The sequence below is a fragment of the Neobacillus cucumis genome (assembly GCF_002860255.1).
GTDB classification, from domain to species: domain Bacteria; phylum Bacillota; class Bacilli; order Bacillales; family Cytobacillaceae; genus Neobacillus; species Neobacillus cucumis_A.
Map to the genome: position 1 here is coordinate 41,365 of NZ_PGVE01000024.1, position 17,004 is coordinate 58,368.

The following is a 17,004-nucleotide window of genomic DNA, read 5'->3' on the forward strand; positions in this document are numbered from 1 at the left end:
ACGAAATGAAAGATACAAAAAGGAGCGATGTTTATGAACGTAAAAGATATGTTAGCTGGCTGGTACATATACACAGATCAGATTCCTAGACTGATATTAGCACTAGTCGTCCTAGTAGCGGGCTGGCTCATTGCCAAAGGAATAGGAAAAGCGGTGACATCCTTATTAAAGAAGACAAGTTTGGATGACAAACTATTTTCTAGCTTTGGCAACACAAGACGATATTCCTCTGAAACGATTATTGGAAAAATAGTTTACTATACGTTATTAGTGGTTGTCTTTATCATCTTTTTCAATATGTTGAACCTAAGTTTGATTGCTTCACCACTGGTGAATATGATGTCAACCATAACAGGAGCCATTCCACATCTAATAAAAGCAGCTCTCATTCTACTGTTTGCATGGGTGGTTGCCTATCTGCTGCGTCTGCTTTTCAAAAAGGCCGCATCGATGCTTCATTTAGAATCAAGATTAGTTAAATGGAAGATGGCAGAAAATGAAGTAAATGCTCATTATAGTGTAGAAAGAATTGCCCAGGGAGTGTTCTACTTTGTTCTTTTGCTATTTTTACCAGGGGTATTGGGAGCCTTACAAATTGAAGGGATTTCTGGACCATTCACACATGCATTAACTTCTATGGTAGCTTTTATTCCGAAATTATTTGCCGCCGCACTGATTGTGTTCATCGGCTGGCTGATTGCGAAGCTTGTTCGTGATATCTTAACAAACTTCTTAAAAAGTTTGGGAGCCGATTCATTAGGTCAGCGTTTTGGCGTCATGAAAAATCAAGAAGATACGAATCTATCTAGTATAATCGGAAATATTGTCTTTATCTTCATCTTAATCCCAACCATTATCACGGCTTTGGAAAAACTAGATTTGAAGGGGATCTCTGAACCTGCCATTGCGATGTTAAATCACATATTAACGCTCATTCCTAATATTGTGGTTGCCATCATTCTCATGTTAGTTGGGATCTGGCTTGGAAAATGGATTGAAAAAATGGTTGTACAAATGCTATGGCGTCTTCGCTTTGATAGCATCTTCCAACAGATAGGAATTGGTTCAGCAGCACAGGAAAAATCAAAGTATTCCTTATCACAGGTGGTCGGACTGCTTGTTAAAATTGTAGTTGTTTTATTATTTGCGGTTGAAGCCTTACAAATTGTACATTTAGACTTCTTAGTAACATTGGCTACAGGAGTCATTGCCTACCTGCCGATGTTATTAGCCGCTATATTAATCTTAGGAGTAGGATTGTATTTAGGACACTTAATCGAGCGTGTTTTACAAAATGTCATTAAAAATAACTACTCACGTACTCTTGCTGCTATTGCTAAATATACGATTTTTGCCATCGCTGTATTTATGGCATTAGATCAGCTTGGTGTTGCACATTCCATTGTTAATGCAGCCTTCATTTTAGTATTAGGCGGGTTGGCCTTGGCATTTGGTCTAGCATTTGGTCTTGGCGGAAAGGCCTTTGCTGCTAAATATTTAGAAAAACTAGACGATAAGCTGGATAAAAAGTAATCAATAATAGGCCATGGCAATCCGGAATCCAAGCGGGATTTCGGATTGTTATGTTTTACGGGAGGTGTTTTTAGCGAATGCTGTGGTTGAATGTGTTTACCATCATCCTATTGATCATCCTAACTGGATTTTTTGTTGCGGTTGAATTTGCGATTGTTAAAGTAAGAACATCACGGATTGAACAATTGATTACGGAAGGGGAGAAGCGGGCGGTTGCCGCCAAGAGGGTCGTTACTCATCTCGATGAGTATCTATCAGCTTGCCAGCTAGGTATCACTGTAACAGCACTAGGCCTCGGGTGGCTTGGGGAACCGACGGTTGAAAAACTATTTCATCCCGTGTTAGCTTATTTCCGCCTAAATGAGGCGGTTACCCACTTGTTATCTTTTACGCTGGCGTTTGTTGTGGTTACCTTTATCCATGTAGTCGCAGGGGAATTGGCGCCAAAAACCTTCGCCATCCAAAAAGCGGAGCAAATTACACTGTCGTTTGCCAAGCCTATTATTTGGTTTTACAAAATCTGTTTTCCGTTTATTTGGCTTTTAAACCATTCCGCCCGTCTGCTTGTCGGAATTTTTGGTTTCAAGCCTGTCTCTGAACATGAATTGGCACACTCGGAGGAAGAGCTGCGCATCCTCTTATCGGAGAGCTATAAAAGCGGAGAAATCAATCGTAGCGAGTGGCGATATGTGAACAATATTTTTGAGTTTGATGAGCGTCTGGCCAAAGAAATCATGGTGCCCCGCACAGAGATGTGCTGCATATCGCTAGACGATACAATCGAAGTCATTGCTCAAAAGCTTCGTAATGAAAAATATACCCGCTATCCTGTGGTAGATGGGGATAAGGATCATGTTTTAGGGATGTTGAATGTGAAAATGTTATTAACACACCGATTTTTGAGTAAAAGCTCGACTCAAGAATGGAAGATTGAAGACCATATTCAGCCTGTGATTACGGTGATTGATAACATCCCGATTCATGACCTCTTGCTGCTGATGCAAAAGGAACGGACCCATATGGCCATTTTACTTGATGAATATGGCGGTACATCAGGGTTAGTAACCGTTGAAGATATCATTGAGGAAATCGTCGGGGAGGTAAGAGATGAATTTGATGCGGACGAGGTTTCTGAGATTCGGACCATCACGCCGCGCGCCCATTATATTATTGATGGGAAGGTTTCTATTCATACGGTGAACGAGCTGCTGGGGACCGATTTACATGCTGAGGGAATCGAAACGCTTGGCGGTTGGTTTTTAACAGAAAGGTCTTCTGTGGTAGAGGCTCAAGGATTTACCTTTAAAGTCATCGAATCAGATGGATATCACATCAAATATGTAGAAGTCGAAAAAGCCTCTTGATAGAGCGGGCACTGAATAACACTCTTAAAATTAGGTTTGTTTGTCTGAATTGGCTGTTGATTTCCGCTCCAGGCGGCTTCGCTTTCCGCGGGCGTGCCGGGGAGCCTCCTCGGTGTTTAACGCCTGCGGGGTCTCCCCTGCCCCGTACTCCCGCAGGAGTCTTCGCCGCCTTCCGCTCCAATCAACAGGGGTATTTAAAAAGACTGTCCATTTAAAATAATAATCTAATCCTATCATTCTACGATCAGTTGGAACCATTAACGTCATTTTAAAATACTATTATCTTTTAGATGTCCTCGTTCAAGAGATTTAAGGTAAAAGTGATCACACCTACTTCACCTGCCAAAAAGATTGCAACACACTTAGCTTGGTTTGAAAAAGTGTGTTGCAGTACTTTAGATTGATTTGCCTCCCTGTTGATTGGAGCGGAGGGCACTCGACTCCTGCGGGATAGAGAGGTAACGGGAGACCCCGCAGGCGCCTTTAGCGCCGAGGAGGCTCCCGGACCTCCCCGCGGAAAGCGAGTGCCCGGAGTGGAAATCAACAGGCCAGTTAGCAGACACTAATCAATTAATAAAAAAGTTGGTAATCAGATTTAGACAAAAATAAGAAATTGCCGAGAAAAATATCCTTTCTCGACAATCTGGGCCTCTTGATAGAGGCTTTTTATATGATTTTCGATTGTTCGAAGTTCTTTTGGTTTTCTTTCATGATGGATATATCCTCGTGCAGGATGCTGAAGATCACCTCTTTTACACCATAAATCAAAAGCTGATCCCCTTCGTGAAGCTTCGTATCATAGAGGTTTTTGCGAATCTTGATGTCACCGCGCTGAATAAACAATAAAACCAGATCCAACTCTTCATAATCCTTAATGGCTTCATGAAATGTTTGGTTTACAAGGGCAGAGTCCTCATAAATATAAAGATGGAGCAGAAGATCTTCTTTATTATTCAAAAAAACATCACGAATCGGCAGATCCGCTAGTTCGATTGTTTGCTTCATTTGGCGATTGAAAAACTTAGCCATGACCCGACGGACGCTCTCCATTTTTAACACGCCCAAGAGGACCATAACAGCGGCGGCGCAGATCAAAATTTCTTTTGCCCGAAGACCCTCTGAAAGAAATTGGCTGATGGATGAAATAATCACGGCCAGGGAAAAGGCACCAAACAAAATCAGAAAGGTGGCGAGCTTTCGGCGGATTGGATGCCCTAAGATCAGCTCGGATTCCCCGGTAGTAAAACCGGTTCCCGTCATCATGGAGATTACTTGAAACCTGGAGACCTCCACCTTCAGCCCTGTTAAGCGGAACAAAATGACAAATATTTCAATCACAGCAAAAATAATCAGCATGTAGATAAACAAAAAAAGAATCATTTGTATCACCTCATAAAAATAGTTGGGGCTAAACACTGCCCCAACTGAACGCTGTTACTGCATTTTCTCATTATAAAATTGAACGGAGTACATCGCGCCTTCATCCACCATTTTGTTATCTTCCACATCCTGTGGATGCGGATGACCGCCTTTCTGAATAGGAAGCTGTTCACTTTTTTGATAGGCCGTTGGCAAAATCTTTCGTTTCCAATCTCTTAATATTGTTTCTGCCTTGATTCGATTAGGTTTATTGCTCAGCCACATTGCCGCCGAAGCACCAACTCCTACTGCTAATAGTGAACTCATACTTAAGACTCGTTTCATAAAAATGTCCCTCCTTAAGATTTGAAGAACCTATTTAATCCATGAATACCCGCTTTGCTGAAAGATGAAACGTTTAAATTTGCTGATAAGGGGGGATAAGTTCTAAAGAGGAGGGATTCGTTTGGAAAAATATATTGGTTTGAACGAGTGGACGTGGGTGGAGTGGGACAGAGAGAAGATGGACCAAAGCACACCTAGCAGGGATCCAGTCATGACTGCCTGGCTAAAGCAGGTTGGAAACGATAAAACCAATAGTTTGCGTGTAACCAGCCTAGAGAACGGCGAAAAAGTCATAAATGGTTCTCTCATTTATAAACAAAGCTACGAAGAGGAAAAGGATTATAAAATCTTCCATTTCTTTTTGACATCTAATCAATTGATTACGGCCGATCTTGAAATCCGCTCCTTAGATAGGGACATACTGTACTGCTTATTATCACGAACCAGTAATGCCGTGGAAGGTTTTTTACTTTTTCTGGGAGAATTGATGAACGAACTGCTAGTGGATATTGATCAGTTTGAGGAGACACTTAAGACCCTGATTTGGAGCATGAGAAAAAGAAATGAAATAGGGATTCTTGAACTAGTCTATAAACGCCGTCATGAACTGCTAATTTGCAAAAATTTGTTAATTCCTATCAATGAAGTAAAAATGGCCATAGATGAAGTTCATTTTCCTGATGTGAACGAGGGAGAATTTTTTTCGTGTACCTGTAAACGGATTGAGCGGGCAATGGTGCTGCTCAATGAATATGAGCATGAAATTGACTCGCTGATCAATTTGGAAGAGGTCATTTCGTCCCATCGCGGGAATGAAATTATGAAAACATTAACGGTATTAACCACCATTTTTACACCGATTATGGCGTATGGGGCATTATGGGGCATGAATTTTAAGCATATGCCTGAGTTAGGGTGGCGCTATGGCTATATTTTTTCAATTATAATCATTATTATTTCCACCGTCCTTTTATATGGCTATTTAAAAGTGAAAGGCTGGACAGGCGATTTGTTAAAAGGAAAAAAGAGAGGATCGTTTTTTAAATAATAGGTTTGAGCAGTCACTTTAAGTGGTACTACATGAATAGAGGCAGCAAAAAGCTGTCCAATAATGAATGAAGGGAAGAGGGTGATTGAAGTATGTGGTTGCCTGTTCGGTAAACCCTGCATGAAAAACTAGGGATGAAAAACAGCAGTCGAGGAAAATAAAAGGAGGCAATCGTTATGGCAAAGAATTATACGGATACGAAGGATATGGAACAAGCAGGCATCAAGGAAGATGACGTTCTTTATAAAAATAGAACGATGGACGACGAGAGGGACTTGTCAAACAAGTACGGCCATAGACAGGATGATCTTCCCTCGGATGTGCTAAGCTCCCAAGAGGACCGTCAAGAACCGGAGCGGCAGATGGCCGGTTATAATATTGCCCGGAGCGATGAGCAAGACGATGATCCAAATAATGAATTACGAAAAAAGAATAAAGATCCCAATCCAGAAAAACAGGTAGATGAATTCTATCAGAGATATGGTCAAGACGACCCGCTGGAGAAACAGATTTAACAGAATGGGATCGATTTTTATTAATAGACAAGGGGCTTGCACCGATAAGAGTGCAAGCCCCTTTTATCATTGCAGTGGATCTTGAGTTTTGTCGTCTTCCTCCTCCAGCTCAGAGCCAGTTTTCGCTTCCTTCATTTCCTTGCCAAGCTTTTTAACCTCCTCGAAGTTCTGTGCCATCGATCCATTTTTCTCAGTCTCCACCTTCAACTTCGTTTTTAACTTATTCATTTCATCCATTCCACTCAATCTCCTTTTCCTTTTATTTGGTAGCTTCTATATACCCATTTAATAGAAATCAAAACATTTGGTATAATTGGAAGCATGAGAACCGTCCCCCTGCCTCAAAAAAATTTTTTTAAAAAGTAGGTTTAGAGTTTTTAAAAGGTGGTATATATACAATAAATATCTTAGAGGTGATGTTGGAATGAATCTTAGTATAGATATACATCAGAAAAACGAGGAAGTGTCGGTTTTGCTTGCGGGGGAAATTGATGCTTTTACAGCACCAAACCTTAGAGAGGAGCTGTTGCCGCTCGCTGAAGGGGACAAAAAAGTAGTGACTGTGAATCTTAAGGATGTTTCCTATTTAGACAGCACAGGTCTTGGTGTATTTGTCGGTCTATTTAAAAAGATGAAGGAGAACGGCGGGGAATTAAGACTGATTGAATTATCCGATCGATTGAAACGGCTCTTTGAGATTACTGGCTTGGGTAACATTATGAACATTTCTGCAAATTAAGAGGTGGGGGAAGATGAAACAAGTGATGGATTATATTGAAATGAAGATTCCTGCAAAACCGGATTATGTTGGTGTCATTCGATTAACGTTATCAGGAATTTGTAGCCGCATGGGTTATACATATGAGGAAATTGAAGATATTAAAATAGCTGTAAGTGAAGCCACTACAAATGCTGTTCAGCATGCGTACTCCAATGAGGAAGGCGGAGAAGTAACGGTTGGCTTCGGCATCTATCAGGATAAGTTAGAAATTATGGTAGCTGACAGCGGAAAGAGTTTTAATTTTATCGAGACCAAAAACGAACTAGGCCCTTATACGGAATCAAGTACAGTGGAACAACTTTCAGAGGGAGGGTTAGGGCTGTTTTTGATCGAAACACTAATGGACGAAGTCCGTGTTTTGGATCATTCCGGGGTAACGGTCTTCATGGCGAAGTTTCTAAGTGAGGAGCGTGAAAATAATGGGACAGCAGCCACAACCCGTGAAGCGAACTAAGGAAGAAATTGACGCCCTGATCTTGGAATTCCAGCAAAACGAAAACTCTTTAGCCCAAACCGTTTTAGTAGAACATTATACCGCTCTTGTGGGGAGCCTTTCCAGGAAATATTCAAAGGGCAGGGATTTCCATGAAGATATTATGCAAGTCGGAATGATCGGGTTATTAGCAGCCATCAGAAGATATGACAGCGGGGCTGGAAAATCGTTTGAATCCTTTCTAATCCCAACCGTCATTGGTGAAATCAAGCGTTTTTTACGAGATAAAACCTGGAGTGTTCATGTGCCAAGACGTGTCAAGGAAGTTTGGCCAAAGATTAAAAACGTCGTGGACGAGCTGACGAATAAATATCAACGGTCCCCAAAGATTCAGGAAATCGCGGATTATATGGAAATTTCTGAAGAGGAAGTTCTAGAAGCGATGGAAATGGGGAAAAGCTATCAAGCCGCTTCTGTCGATCTGCCGATTGAAACGGGGTCAGAGGGGAATGTAGTAACAGCCTTAGATATCCTCGGTTCGCAAGATGAAGGCTTTGAAAAAGTAGACCGAAAACTTTTACTAGAAAGTGCTCTTCATGTATTAACAGAGCGGGAGAGGGAAATTATCCATTGCACGTTCGTGGAAAATAAGAGTCAGAAAGAAACAGGGGAGCAATTAGGAATCTCGCAAATGCATGTTTCCCGCCTGCAGAAAAAGGCGATTGAAAAGCTTCGCAAGGAACTCGCAAATGAGGCGAGGCGTGGGGCGAACTATGTTTAATAGAATAAAAGGTGCTTGACCCCTGCTCAAAGCTAAAGGTTTAACAGCGGGGGTCAGGCACTTTTTTAAAAAGGAGAGGCCTATGAATATAGTTATTGTCGACGATAATATGACAAATCTGATGATTATTGAAAAAATCCTGCAGAAAGCAGGATATGATCAATTAGTTTTGTTGTCTTCTGCCAAGGAATTATATCATTACCTGCAGCTTGACGCGCCTAGTCCGGTAGAAGTTCCAGTCGACCTCATTCTAATGGATTTGATGATGCCGGAGATTGATGGTCTGGAAGCGTGCCGGACGATTCTTGCGAATGAGCGGTACGAAGACTTGCCAATTATTATTGTCACCGCCATGGGTGATTCTTATAAAATGGCCGAGGCCATGGATGCCGGTGCACTTGATTATGTGATGAAACCGATTAATAAAGTCGAGCTGCTCGCACGGATTCGTTCAGTCCTGCGCTTAAAATATGAAAAGGATCTTCGGAAAGAACGGGATAAACGGATTCAGCATGAGCTGAATTTGGCTAAACAGGTGCAGCTAAGTATGTTAAGTGATCCAATTCAAAACGAGGATGTCAATATTTCAGCAGTCTATAAGCCTTCGTTCGAGCTTGCCGGGGATTTGTATGCCTGGTACCAAATCAGCCCGAACCGCTATGGGATTATTTTGCTTGATATGATGGGACATGGGATATCATCATCTCTTGTTTGTATGTACATATATTCCACATTAAAGGATGCAATTACTGGTATAGGTGACCCTGAAGCCGTAATGATTGAACTCAACCGGAGGATGAATCAGCTGCAGATGCCTGATCGTATGGAAAACTATTATTTTACGTCGATTTATTTTGTGCTGGATACGGCTGAGCAGACGATTGAATATGTAAATGCTGGTCATCCGGCTGGGATTGCCATTGTGGATGAGGAAGTAAAGCTGTTGAAAAATAGCTGCTGCCCGCTTGGTTTTTTTGAGGAGATTGATGTGACCAAAGGGGTGATTCCTTATAAGCAAGGGGCCCGGATTTTGCTTTTTACCGATGGCCTGTCGGAGTGGCTTGAGGATAAATATGAGGATGCCATTTCGAAACTTATCAACAGTTTGCAGGAACAAGTGAAGGATGATCCGAAGGAATTATTTGAACGCCTGCAGTCGAGTCCGGAGATGATGAGCGTTTCGAAGGATGATATGTGTTTGGTGATGGTTTCTGCGAATAAGTAAGAAAGGTGCAGCATGGCAGCTGGCACCTTTCTTATTTCCTCTATTCAGCTAAATAAGCTTTAAACATCCATAAATGCTTTTCTAACGAAGTTCGAATCTCAATAAACATGTCAGCTGTCGGTTGATCCTCCTGATCCTCCGCCGCCGTGATTCCCTCGGTAAGCTCCTTGCAGACATGTTCAAAATCATCAGCCAGCGACTGAACCATCTCCTGGGCACTTTCCTCTCCGCTAGCTTCGTTAATAGAGGAAATCTCTAACTGCTCCTTCATCGTCGCTGTTGGTGCCGCCCCAAGTGACAGCATCCGTTCGGCAATCGTATCTAGATGGAGCGCCGCTTCGGTATACAATTCTTGAAACTTAATATGCAGGGTAAAAAAGTTTTCACCCTTCACATACCAATGATAATGATGCAGCTTCATGTAAAGAACGGAAAAGTTGGCTACTTGCTGGTTAAGTGTCTCCGTTAATTGAACCTTTTCTTTCGTTTTTGCCATTTTTTCTACCTCCCAGATTGTCATGATAACTAGTAAATACCCCTCACCAGCTCATTTGAAACGATAGAAATTTTTAAAAAAAGAGGTTTCAAAAGGGAAAAAAGCGGGTAATAGAAGTAGGATAAAAGAACTGGAATGGAAACTATTACTATCGTATCAAAATGGATTGAACGGGATGAAACCTAGAATTTTACAGGTTAAAATAAGAGTAAATGTAAAGAGGGGGAGGTTACCATGAAGAGCTTGAATTTCAACATCCATGCAAAAATAATTGTAGGATATTTAACAATCCTCATTTGCTTAGTCCTGTCACTTCTAACGGTGATTAATAGAATGACAGATTTACAACAAGAGATTGATTATGTTGCCAAACATGATATAGAAATACATGACCTAGCCAACCAAATTCAAAAGAATGTGCTAGACATGGAAACCGGGATGAGGGGCTACGTCTTAACAGGGAATCAAGAGTATCTCGAACCCTATAATGATGGAAACAAAAGCTGGATGGATAATTATAATAATCTTCATTCCTTATTAGAAGATAACGGACGCCAGCAGCAAAATCTGGAAGAGATCAAACCGTTGATTTTAAACTGGATCAACACTTCTGGTGAAAGTCTGATTAATGCTAAAAAGAATCATGATGCAGCACTTATTAAAGAGCACTTTGCGAAAAATAAGGGAAAGAAGATTACAGATCAACTGCGTACACAATTTGAATCCTTTTTATCCACGGAAAAGGCATTAACAGCAGACCGTATTAATAACCTAAATGAGCATACCAACAATTTAAAAATAATATTATATGGACTGATTCTTTTAGTCACAGTCTTTACAATTGCCATCGCTGTTTTCCTATCTAACTCAATTGTCAAAACCATTAAACAGGTAGTGAGAACGATTAAAGGAATCACCGATTCAAACTCTGATGTCGACCTAACTTCACGGATAAAGGTCAACACACGGGACGAGACCCGGGAACTTGCCGAGGCGATGAACGAGTTACTCAGCAATCTTGAAAAGCACAACTGGGTGCAAAAAAGTCTGACCGATATTTCCACTTTATATCAAGGGATTACCGATATCAATGAACTGTCCCACGTTTTTATTAACAAACTGGCTCCACTGGTTCAAGCAGCCTATGGGGTGGTGTATCTGCGTCGCGAACAAGGGGGAGAGGTGGACTTTGTGAAAGTAGCAGGTTATGCCATCGCGGATGACGATCTAGTTAAGACTCGTTTTGGCTTAGGTGAAGGAATTATTGGACAGGCAGCCCTGGATAAACGAATTTTTCTAATCGATCAAATTCCAGAAGACCATTTTAAAATAACAACCGGACTAGGCGCTTCGAACCCAAGCAGTCTATTAGTGGCGCCTATTCTTTTTGAGGGTCGGGTGGAAGCAATCGTAGAGTTTGCCTCACTGCAGCCATTCCAGTCAGAGCATCTGACCTTACTCGATTTGATTCAGGATAAATTTGGCTCATCCATCTCAAGTGTATCTGGACGGATGGAAGTAGAGAGACTACTAGCGGAATCGCAAGTCCTTACCGAAGAACTGCAGGCACAATCGGAAGAATTGCAGGCACAATCAGAAGAGCTGCAAATGCAGCAGGAACAATTAAGGCTTTCCAATGAATATTTAGAAGAGCAGAAGGACTTTGCTGAACAGCGGGCAATCGAACTGAAAAAAGCAAAAGACGAGCTAGAGGATTATTCATTGAAATTAAGGATGAGTTCACAGTATAAAACCGATTTCCTTGCGAACATGTCACATGAGCTCCGGACACCATTGAACAGTATTCTGATCCTGTCGCAAATGCTGATGGAAAATAATTCAGATATGGACCATGAGGAAGTGGCAGAATACGCAAAGGTCGTCAATACTTCCGGTGCTGATTTGCTTCGATTAATTGACGATATCCTTGATTTATCCAAAATCGAAGCAGGTAAAATTGAAATTTTAACCGATGAAGTCAATGTCACAGAGATTCCACAGACGATGCGGAACATGTTCAACCCCGTGGCAGCGAAAAAGAATTTACAGTTCGAGGTCGTAACCGATTCAAATATCCCGCCTGTCCTTTCGACGGACGGACAAAGATTACAGCAGATCTTAAAGAACCTTTTATCGAATGCCTTTAAATTTACGGAACAGGGCGGCGTCACGCTGCGTATTGAACTGGCACCTCCTGAAAAAGCAAAGAAATTGATTAACAAACAAACGAGAGAACCGGTGCTGGCCCTTTCTGTAACGGACACAGGAATCGGTATCCCACAGGAAAAGCAGAAAATTATTTTTGATGCCTTCCAGCAGGTGGACGGGACGACCAACCGTCAATATGGCGGGACAGGCCTCGGTTTATCCATCTGCCGTGAATTTACCCGGTTACTTGGCGGAGTGATCGAGGTCCAAAGCGAGCCGGAAAAAGGAAGTACGTTTACCCTTTATATCCCAAGCCGGTTGGAGGCAGAAGAAGTGGTGCCGCTTGATGTTCGGCTGGGGCTGGAGGAAGTGGCTGTGACTCAGGAAGTAACGGAGGAACAAGCAACTTGGTTGAATGAGGACCTTGAGATCGACTCAAATGAAGAAGAAGGTTCGGGGGAGCACTTGTTTAAGGGAAAAAGAGTTCTTTTAGTAGAAGATGATGGCCGCAACGTTTTTGCCCTTGTTACTGCGCTCGAGAGAAAGGGCGTAAAGGTGAAAGTGGCAGAAAACGGGAAGGAAGCCATCGAAATTCTGCAAAAACGCACCGATTTTGACCTTGTGTTTATGGACATCATGATGCCGGTGATGAATGGCTATGAGGCCATGGAAGCCATCCGTGAAGACCTTGGGATGCACCATCTTCCGATTATTGCGTTGACGGCTAAGGCCATGAAAGGCGAACGTGACAAGTGTATGGAAGCAGGAGCATCTGATTATATTATGAAGCCATTAAATATCGATCAACTTTTCTCCTTGATGCGGGTATGGCTGACAGAGCAGGTGAACCAAGATTGAACAAACCGACGAATTATTCACCGCCCGATGTAATGACTGAAATAGAGGATGAACCAACGAACGAATTACAAGAAATAGAAATCAATCTGCTTCTTGAAGCCCTCTATCAGATGTATGGGTATGATTTTAGGGGCTATGTACGGGCCTCTTTAAGAAGAAGGATTTTAAACCGCATGAAAGCAGAGCAGCTTCCGACGATTACAGCGCTCATCGAAAAAGTACTGCATGAAACCGGGTATTTGGAGCGCTTGTTAAATGATTTGTCGATTCGGATGACGGAAATGTACCGTGACCCTAGTTTCTTTGCAGCCTTTCGCAGCCAGGTCGTGCCTCTTTTAAGAGACCTTCCAGAGATCCGTATCTGGCATGCCGGGTGCGCCACGGGGGAGGAAGTATACTCCATGGCGATTTTGATGCTGGAAGAAGGCCTCGCAAAAAAGACCAAAATCTATGCAACCGATATGAATGAGAAGGCCCTGGCTGCTGCACAAAAGGGGGCATTCCCTTTAAAGAAAATGCAGCAATATACAAAAAACTATCTCAAAGCAGGCGGCAAGAATTCCTTTTCAGAGTATTACACGACCGACCACCAGTATGCTTATTTTTTCCCGATCCTCGAGGAGAACTTATTTTTCGCCCAGCATAACCTGGTGACGGACGGATCCTTTAATGAATTTCACGTCATTTTATGCCGCAATGTGATGATCTATTTTGATAACGAGCTGCAGCAGCAGGTTCATCGCTTGATCCACAGCAGCTTGGCGGAAGGCGGCTTCGTCGGCTTCGGAAGTAAAGAGTCGCTTCTGTTTGTGCCTAAGAGTCTGAAATACGAGGAATTCAATCCGCAGGAGAAGATTTACCGCAAGAGATAGAAAGTGCTGATAACAGCTGGAAAACTGCTGATAAACTAAGAAATGACCATTTCATCGCCGCCAAACAGAAGCCTGCCCGCTCACGGGTCAGGCTTTTTTGTTTCATCGCCATCCCTATAGGGTATTTCATAGAAAAAAAGGATGAAACCCGTATGAAAATAAAACGCTTTGAATGGCTGATTGCCGCGTTGATGATGGTTGGCGGCTATATGGTCCTTTTTATGGACGTACCTAGGTGGTGGAAGATTCTGTGCATCACACTATACGCCGTCATCATTTTCTACACGGTCCTAGCTTTATGGCTCGAAAACCGCCCCGCCCATACCACACTTTTATGGACCTATATTTTAGTGTTACTGCCGATCCTTGGTTATTTCATCTACGTCTACTCCGGTCAGCTTCTTGTCAAAGGGGAACTATTTAAAAGCAAGCGAATCAGCGACCGGCAGCTATTCGAAGCACTTGGCAAAAAACAAAGACCGCTCGACTTATCTAACCTGAATGACCATCAGCGCTGTTTTGCCAGCTATTTGGACAAGGTCACGTTAACCGACCAAAACCAGAACACCACCACCAGGATTTTAAGAAACGGCGAAGATACCTTTCAGGAAATTAAACGCCGGCTGGTCGAAGCGAAGGACTTTATCCATCTCGAGTATTATATTTTCCGTTATGACCGCCTCGGCCGGGAACTCATCGAAATATTAAAAGACAAAGTAAAGGGAGGCGTCGAGGTGCGGCTGTTATACGATGCCGTCGGCAGTATGTCTCTATCGAAGCCGATTATAAAAACGATGGAGGAGGCTGGGATAAGGGTCCAGCCTTTTTTACCGCTAAAGTTCGGCTGGTATAATCAGAAATTTAACTTCCGCAACCACCGCAAAATCATCGTCATCGATGGCAAAATCGGCTTCGTCGGCGGACTCAACGTCGGCATCGAATACCTGGGCGAAGATGACGATTTCGGCTTTTGGTGTGACAGCCACGCCGTACTCGAAGGGGAAGCCGTCCAAACCCTACATGCGGTATTTTTACTAGATTGGAAGTATGCCTCTGGCGAAATCCTTTTTGAAAATGAACCCTATATGCGGCCGGTACCTGCTGTCGGAGATGGATTAGTGCACGTCGTCGCAACAGGTCCAGAAACACGTGATATGTGTGATCATTACTACACGATGATCACCTGCGCCACAAGATCCATTTGGATTGCCACCCCGTACTTTATTCCCAACCAGGCGATTCAGACGGCGCTCAGAGTCGCAGCCAGAAAAGGAATCCAGGTCCGCTTGATGGTGCCTGACACCAATGATGGCTTCCTGACCCAATATGCGACCCAATCATACTTTCCTGAACTTTTACGGGCTGGGATAGAGATTTATTCTTATGAAAAGGGATTCCTGCATAAAAAGGTCATCATTGTCGACGGTGATCTGGCTTCGATTGGGACGGCCAATGTCGATATGCGAAGTTTCCAATTGAATTTCGAAGTGAATTTATTTTTAACAGGAACAGACTCGATTAATGATCTGGTTGCCCACTATGAGGAAGACCTAAAAGATTGCCGGCGCATTCGCCCGGTGGAGTTTTATAAAAGAAGGATGTCTGTAAAATGGAAAGAATCCTTTGCCAGACTGTTTTCTGGAGTTTTATAGAGGTATCCGCTCTTTGCGGGTACTGTTTTTTTGTGTGACGAAGACAAATTAAAATAAAAAAAGACTGACTTTTCGTCAGTCTTTAGATGGTTATGTGGTTTTTCTCATCCCTTTTAAGATGAGGCTTAAGACAAATACAAGGACAATGGCACCGATTAGAGCTGGAAGGATAAAGAACCCGCCAATTTCTGGCCCCCATCCGCCTAATAGTAATGAACCGAGCCATGAACCGATAAAACCTGCGATAATATTTCCGATAATGCCTCCTGGAATGTCACGACCCAGAATAAGTCCGGCTAACCAGCCGATGATTCCTCCAATAATTAATGACCAAATAAATCCCATGAGAATGTCCCCTTTCTATTGTTTTTAAGTGGTTATGGTATTTAAGTACCCGAATGCGGAAGAATGAAACTTAAAAACTTAACTTGTCTTGATTTTGCTTGATGCGCTCCCGCAGACGCACCTGCGGACTCTGAAGCGAGTTGTCTAAAAAGTGCTCGCATAGCTTTAATTCGAAGGTACGCTTTTTAAAGCCTTCCTCGTCCCGCCTATCCAGGCACTCATCGATCTCCCGTTTCAATAAACTCATTTTGGAAATGATCTCAGCGCGGCGCCTTTGGATATCCTTCCATTTTTGCGAGTTTTCCCATTGATAATCAGTTAGTTTAGTTAACCGCTTGCCGCACTTACAAAGAGTTTCACCTACATTTAATACATAGAACTCGGAGTTTCCACAATTTTTACAAATTAATTTCTTCATATATACACCTCCAATAAGTGATAAGTGTTTTCTATATACCCACATTTGATTTATTCCTAAACTTAATAGATTTTTAGAAAAATAGGTTTCGTTTTGGTGTGTGCGGATATATAAGTTACATAACTTGAAAAAAATATCCTAGGAGGAGGAATACAAATGGAAACAGTTAGAGTAGTGGAAAATGGTGTACAAGCCAAGAAGGAAATCGAGCAATTGATTATGCAGGGCTACACAAAAGATGAAATCTACTTATTAGCTCATGATAAAGACCGCTCAAATGATTTAACAGATTCACTAGATATTAGCGACATTGGTATGAGTGAACAGGGTGTAATGGACTCCCTTGCCAATGTATTCCGGACTCGGGGAGATGAGCTCCGCTCCAAAATGGAGTCACTGGGGTTATCAAGTAACGATGCCGAGCGATATGAAAAAGAATTAGACCTTGGCAAGGTTGTTGTTGTTGCATCAAAGTCTGCCTAAATAATAGAAGAAATCGATAGGAAGGGGAGGCTTCCTATCGATTTTATAAAAAAATGAGGTGAATAATATGAAATTTTCGAAACAGAGTTTAGATACCATACTTGGTGTCCATCGAATCGCAAGACATAAAAAACGTGAGAAACACATCTTGGAAGAAAACTTTGAAAATCCGATCATCCATAAGGAGATTCAAGGAGATCGAGTATTTGTACCATTAAATATTGAGCGGGTTTGGAATGAAGCCTAATGTAGATTTGCCTGCTTAAACAATTTTCTTCTTTCTGAGGAATACTGTTTAGGCGGGCAATTTCTATGTAAACCCTTTCTAGATTTAGAAAATTCCAACAA

Annotated in this window: 20 protein-coding genes; 13 read left to right on the forward strand and 7 right to left on the reverse strand. The window is 42.3% G+C overall.

Annotation, left to right across the window (positions count from 1 at the left end; translation table 11 throughout):
• Positions 1-33: 33 nt before the first annotated feature.
• Positions 34-1,533, forward strand: a complete 1,500-nt coding sequence (locus tag CVD27_RS04640; RefSeq protein ID WP_101646716.1) for a mechanosensitive ion channel — start codon at positions 34-36, stop codon at positions 1,531-1,533.
• 77 nt (positions 1,534-1,610) lie between these two features.
• On the forward strand, positions 1,611-2,897 hold the full coding sequence (locus CVD27_RS04645) for a hemolysin family protein (protein ID WP_101646717.1): 1,287 nt from the start codon (positions 1,611-1,613) through the stop codon (positions 2,895-2,897).
• Positions 2,898-2,927: 30 nt separating this feature from the next.
• Here the strand turns inward: CVD27_RS04645 and CVD27_RS27915 are convergent, their stop codons facing one another.
• The 3 genes from CVD27_RS27915 to CVD27_RS04655 all read right to left on the reverse strand — a co-directional run bounded on the left by CVD27_RS27915 (position 2,928) and on the right by CVD27_RS04655 (position 4,601).
• Entirely contained in the window at positions 2,928-3,164 is a 237-nt protein-coding gene (locus CVD27_RS27915) for a hypothetical protein (protein WP_180960149.1), read from the reverse strand.
• A 399-nt stretch (positions 3,165-3,563) separates the two neighbouring features.
• Positions 3,564-4,277 (reverse strand): hypothetical protein, encoded by a 714-nt coding sequence (locus CVD27_RS04650; protein WP_180960150.1) that lies wholly within the window; start codon positions 4,275-4,277, stop codon positions 3,564-3,566.
• 54 nt (positions 4,278-4,331) lie between these two features.
• Complete coding sequence (locus CVD27_RS04655; protein ID WP_101646718.1) at positions 4,332-4,601, reverse strand: hypothetical protein; 270 nt, start codon at positions 4,599-4,601, stop codon at positions 4,332-4,334.
• 121 nt (positions 4,602-4,722) lie between these two features.
• On the opposite strand from CVD27_RS04655, the gene CVD27_RS04660 reads away from it, so the two are divergent.
• Positions 4,723-5,649, forward strand: coding sequence for a magnesium transporter CorA family protein (locus tag CVD27_RS04660; RefSeq protein ID WP_101646719.1), 927 nt, complete (start codon positions 4,723-4,725; stop codon positions 5,647-5,649).
• 176 nt (positions 5,650-5,825) lie between these two features.
• On the forward strand, positions 5,826-6,164 hold the full coding sequence (locus CVD27_RS04665) for a hypothetical protein (RefSeq protein ID WP_101646720.1): 339 nt from the start codon (positions 5,826-5,828) through the stop codon (positions 6,162-6,164).
• 66 nt (positions 6,165-6,230) lie between these two features.
• Here the strand turns inward: CVD27_RS04665 and CVD27_RS27920 are convergent, their stop codons facing one another.
• Positions 6,231-6,401 (reverse strand): hypothetical protein, encoded by a 171-nt coding sequence (locus tag CVD27_RS27920; protein ID WP_180960153.1) that lies wholly within the window; start codon positions 6,399-6,401, stop codon positions 6,231-6,233.
• Positions 6,402-6,588: 187 nt separating this feature from the next.
• Between CVD27_RS27920 and CVD27_RS04670 the strand changes: the two genes are divergently transcribed.
• From CVD27_RS04670 to CVD27_RS04685, 4 genes are all read left to right on the forward strand, one after another.
• Positions 6,589-6,903 (forward strand): anti-sigma factor antagonist, encoded by a 315-nt coding sequence (locus CVD27_RS04670; RefSeq protein WP_101646721.1) that lies wholly within the window; start codon positions 6,589-6,591, stop codon positions 6,901-6,903.
• A 13-nt stretch (positions 6,904-6,916) separates the two neighbouring features.
• Positions 6,917-7,399 carry an anti-sigma B factor RsbW gene (gene rsbW, locus CVD27_RS04675; RefSeq protein WP_101646722.1) on the forward strand — a complete coding sequence of 161 codons (483 nt, stop codon included), beginning with the start codon at positions 6,917-6,919 and terminating at the stop codon, positions 7,397-7,399.
• Positions 7,365-8,159, forward strand: a complete 795-nt coding sequence (sigB, locus tag CVD27_RS04680; protein WP_101646723.1) for an RNA polymerase sigma factor SigB — start codon at positions 7,365-7,367, stop codon at positions 8,157-8,159. The genes rsbW and sigB overlap by 35 nt, the downstream gene beginning before the upstream one ends.
• A gap of 82 nt (positions 8,160-8,241) precedes the next feature.
• On the forward strand, positions 8,242-9,384 hold the full coding sequence (locus CVD27_RS04685) for a PP2C family protein-serine/threonine phosphatase (RefSeq protein WP_101646724.1): 1,143 nt from the start codon (positions 8,242-8,244) through the stop codon (positions 9,382-9,384).
• 40 nt (positions 9,385-9,424) lie between these two features.
• On the opposite strand, the gene CVD27_RS04690 is transcribed toward CVD27_RS04685, so the two are convergent.
• Positions 9,425-9,880 carry a Dps family protein gene (locus CVD27_RS04690; RefSeq protein WP_101646725.1) on the reverse strand — a complete coding sequence of 152 codons (456 nt, stop codon included), beginning with the start codon at positions 9,878-9,880 and terminating at the stop codon, positions 9,425-9,427.
• A 234-nt stretch (positions 9,881-10,114) separates the two neighbouring features.
• Between CVD27_RS04690 and CVD27_RS04695 the strand changes: the two genes are divergently transcribed.
• The 3 genes from CVD27_RS04695 (at position 10,115) to cls (ending at position 15,410) form a co-directional block, all read left to right on the forward strand.
• Positions 10,115-12,886, forward strand: a complete 2,772-nt coding sequence (locus CVD27_RS04695) for a CHASE3 domain-containing protein (protein WP_101646726.1) — start codon at positions 10,115-10,117, stop codon at positions 12,884-12,886.
• Positions 12,887-12,918: 32 nt separating this feature from the next.
• A complete protein-coding gene (locus CVD27_RS04700) occupies positions 12,919-13,758 on the forward strand; it encodes a CheR family methyltransferase (RefSeq protein WP_101646777.1) in 840 nt (279 codons plus the stop codon).
• 152 nt (positions 13,759-13,910) lie between these two features.
• Positions 13,911-15,410: a cardiolipin synthase gene (gene cls / locus CVD27_RS04705; RefSeq protein ID WP_101646727.1), complete on the forward strand. Its 1,500-nt coding sequence runs from the start codon at positions 13,911-13,913 to the stop codon at positions 15,408-15,410.
• A gap of 90 nt (positions 15,411-15,500) precedes the next feature.
• Here the strand turns inward: cls and CVD27_RS04710 are convergent, their stop codons facing one another.
• Both CVD27_RS04710 and CVD27_RS04715 read right to left on the reverse strand, forming a co-directional pair.
• On the reverse strand, positions 15,501-15,755 hold the full coding sequence (locus tag CVD27_RS04710) for a GlsB/YeaQ/YmgE family stress response membrane protein (RefSeq protein ID WP_101646728.1): 255 nt from the start codon (positions 15,753-15,755) through the stop codon (positions 15,501-15,503).
• Between the two features lie 70 nt (positions 15,756-15,825).
• Positions 15,826-16,173 carry an IDEAL domain-containing protein gene (locus CVD27_RS04715; RefSeq protein ID WP_101646729.1) on the reverse strand — a complete coding sequence of 116 codons (348 nt, stop codon included), beginning with the start codon at positions 16,171-16,173 and terminating at the stop codon, positions 15,826-15,828.
• Between the two features lie 156 nt (positions 16,174-16,329).
• Here CVD27_RS04715 and CVD27_RS04720 point away from each other — a divergent pair, with 156 nt between their 5' ends.
• Together CVD27_RS04720 and CVD27_RS04725 are read left to right on the forward strand one after the other, a co-directional pair.
• Positions 16,330-16,656 (forward strand): general stress protein, encoded by a 327-nt coding sequence (locus tag CVD27_RS04720; protein WP_101646730.1) that lies wholly within the window; start codon positions 16,330-16,332, stop codon positions 16,654-16,656.
• A gap of 67 nt (positions 16,657-16,723) precedes the next feature.
• Positions 16,724-16,903, forward strand: coding sequence for a hypothetical protein (locus CVD27_RS04725; RefSeq protein ID WP_101646731.1), 180 nt, complete (start codon positions 16,724-16,726; stop codon positions 16,901-16,903).
• Positions 16,904-17,004 lie beyond the last annotated feature (101 nt).

Coding starts and splice junctions, on each gene's coding strand:
- CVD27_RS04715 (WP_101646729.1), bottom strand. CDS start 16,173: ATGAAGAAATTAATTTGTAAAAATTGTGGAAACTCCGAGTTCTATGTA.
- CVD27_RS04640 (WP_101646716.1), top strand. CDS start 34: ATGAACGTAAAAGATATGTTAGCTGGCTGGTACATATACACAGATCAG.
- CVD27_RS04710 (WP_101646728.1), bottom strand. CDS start 15,755: ATGGGATTTATTTGGTCATTAATTATTGGAGGAATCATCGGCTGGTTA.
- rsbW (WP_101646722.1), top strand. CDS start 6,917: ATGAAACAAGTGATGGATTATATTGAAATGAAGATTCCTGCAAAACCG.
- CVD27_RS04685 (WP_101646724.1), top strand. CDS start 8,242: ATGAATATAGTTATTGTCGACGATAATATGACAAATCTGATGATTATT.
- CVD27_RS04695 (WP_101646726.1), top strand. CDS start 10,115: ATGAAGAGCTTGAATTTCAACATCCATGCAAAAATAATTGTAGGATAT.
- CVD27_RS04645 (WP_101646717.1), top strand. CDS start 1,611: ATGCTGTGGTTGAATGTGTTTACCATCATCCTATTGATCATCCTAACT.
- cls (WP_101646727.1), top strand. CDS start 13,911: ATGAAAATAAAACGCTTTGAATGGCTGATTGCCGCGTTGATGATGGTT.
- CVD27_RS04655 (WP_101646718.1), bottom strand. CDS start 4,601: ATGAAACGAGTCTTAAGTATGAGTTCACTATTAGCAGTAGGAGTTGGT.
- sigB (WP_101646723.1), top strand. CDS start 7,365: ATGGGACAGCAGCCACAACCCGTGAAGCGAACTAAGGAAGAAATTGAC.
- CVD27_RS04650 (WP_180960150.1), bottom strand. CDS start 4,277: ATGATTCTTTTTTTGTTTATCTACATGCTGATTATTTTTGCTGTGATT.
- CVD27_RS04700 (WP_101646777.1), top strand. CDS start 12,919: ATGACTGAAATAGAGGATGAACCAACGAACGAATTACAAGAAATAGAA.
- CVD27_RS04690 (WP_101646725.1), bottom strand. CDS start 9,880: ATGGCAAAAACGAAAGAAAAGGTTCAATTAACGGAGACACTTAACCAG.
- CVD27_RS04670 (WP_101646721.1), top strand. CDS start 6,589: ATGAATCTTAGTATAGATATACATCAGAAAAACGAGGAAGTGTCGGTT.
- CVD27_RS04665 (WP_101646720.1), top strand. CDS start 5,826: ATGGCAAAGAATTATACGGATACGAAGGATATGGAACAAGCAGGCATC.
- CVD27_RS27920 (WP_180960153.1), bottom strand. CDS start 6,401: ATGGATGAAATGAATAAGTTAAAAACGAAGTTGAAGGTGGAGACTGAG.
- CVD27_RS04720 (WP_101646730.1), top strand. CDS start 16,330: ATGGAAACAGTTAGAGTAGTGGAAAATGGTGTACAAGCCAAGAAGGAA.
- CVD27_RS27915 (WP_180960149.1), bottom strand. CDS start 3,164: ATGACGTTAATGGTTCCAACTGATCGTAGAATGATAGGATTAGATTAT.
- CVD27_RS04725 (WP_101646731.1), top strand. CDS start 16,724: ATGAAATTTTCGAAACAGAGTTTAGATACCATACTTGGTGTCCATCGA.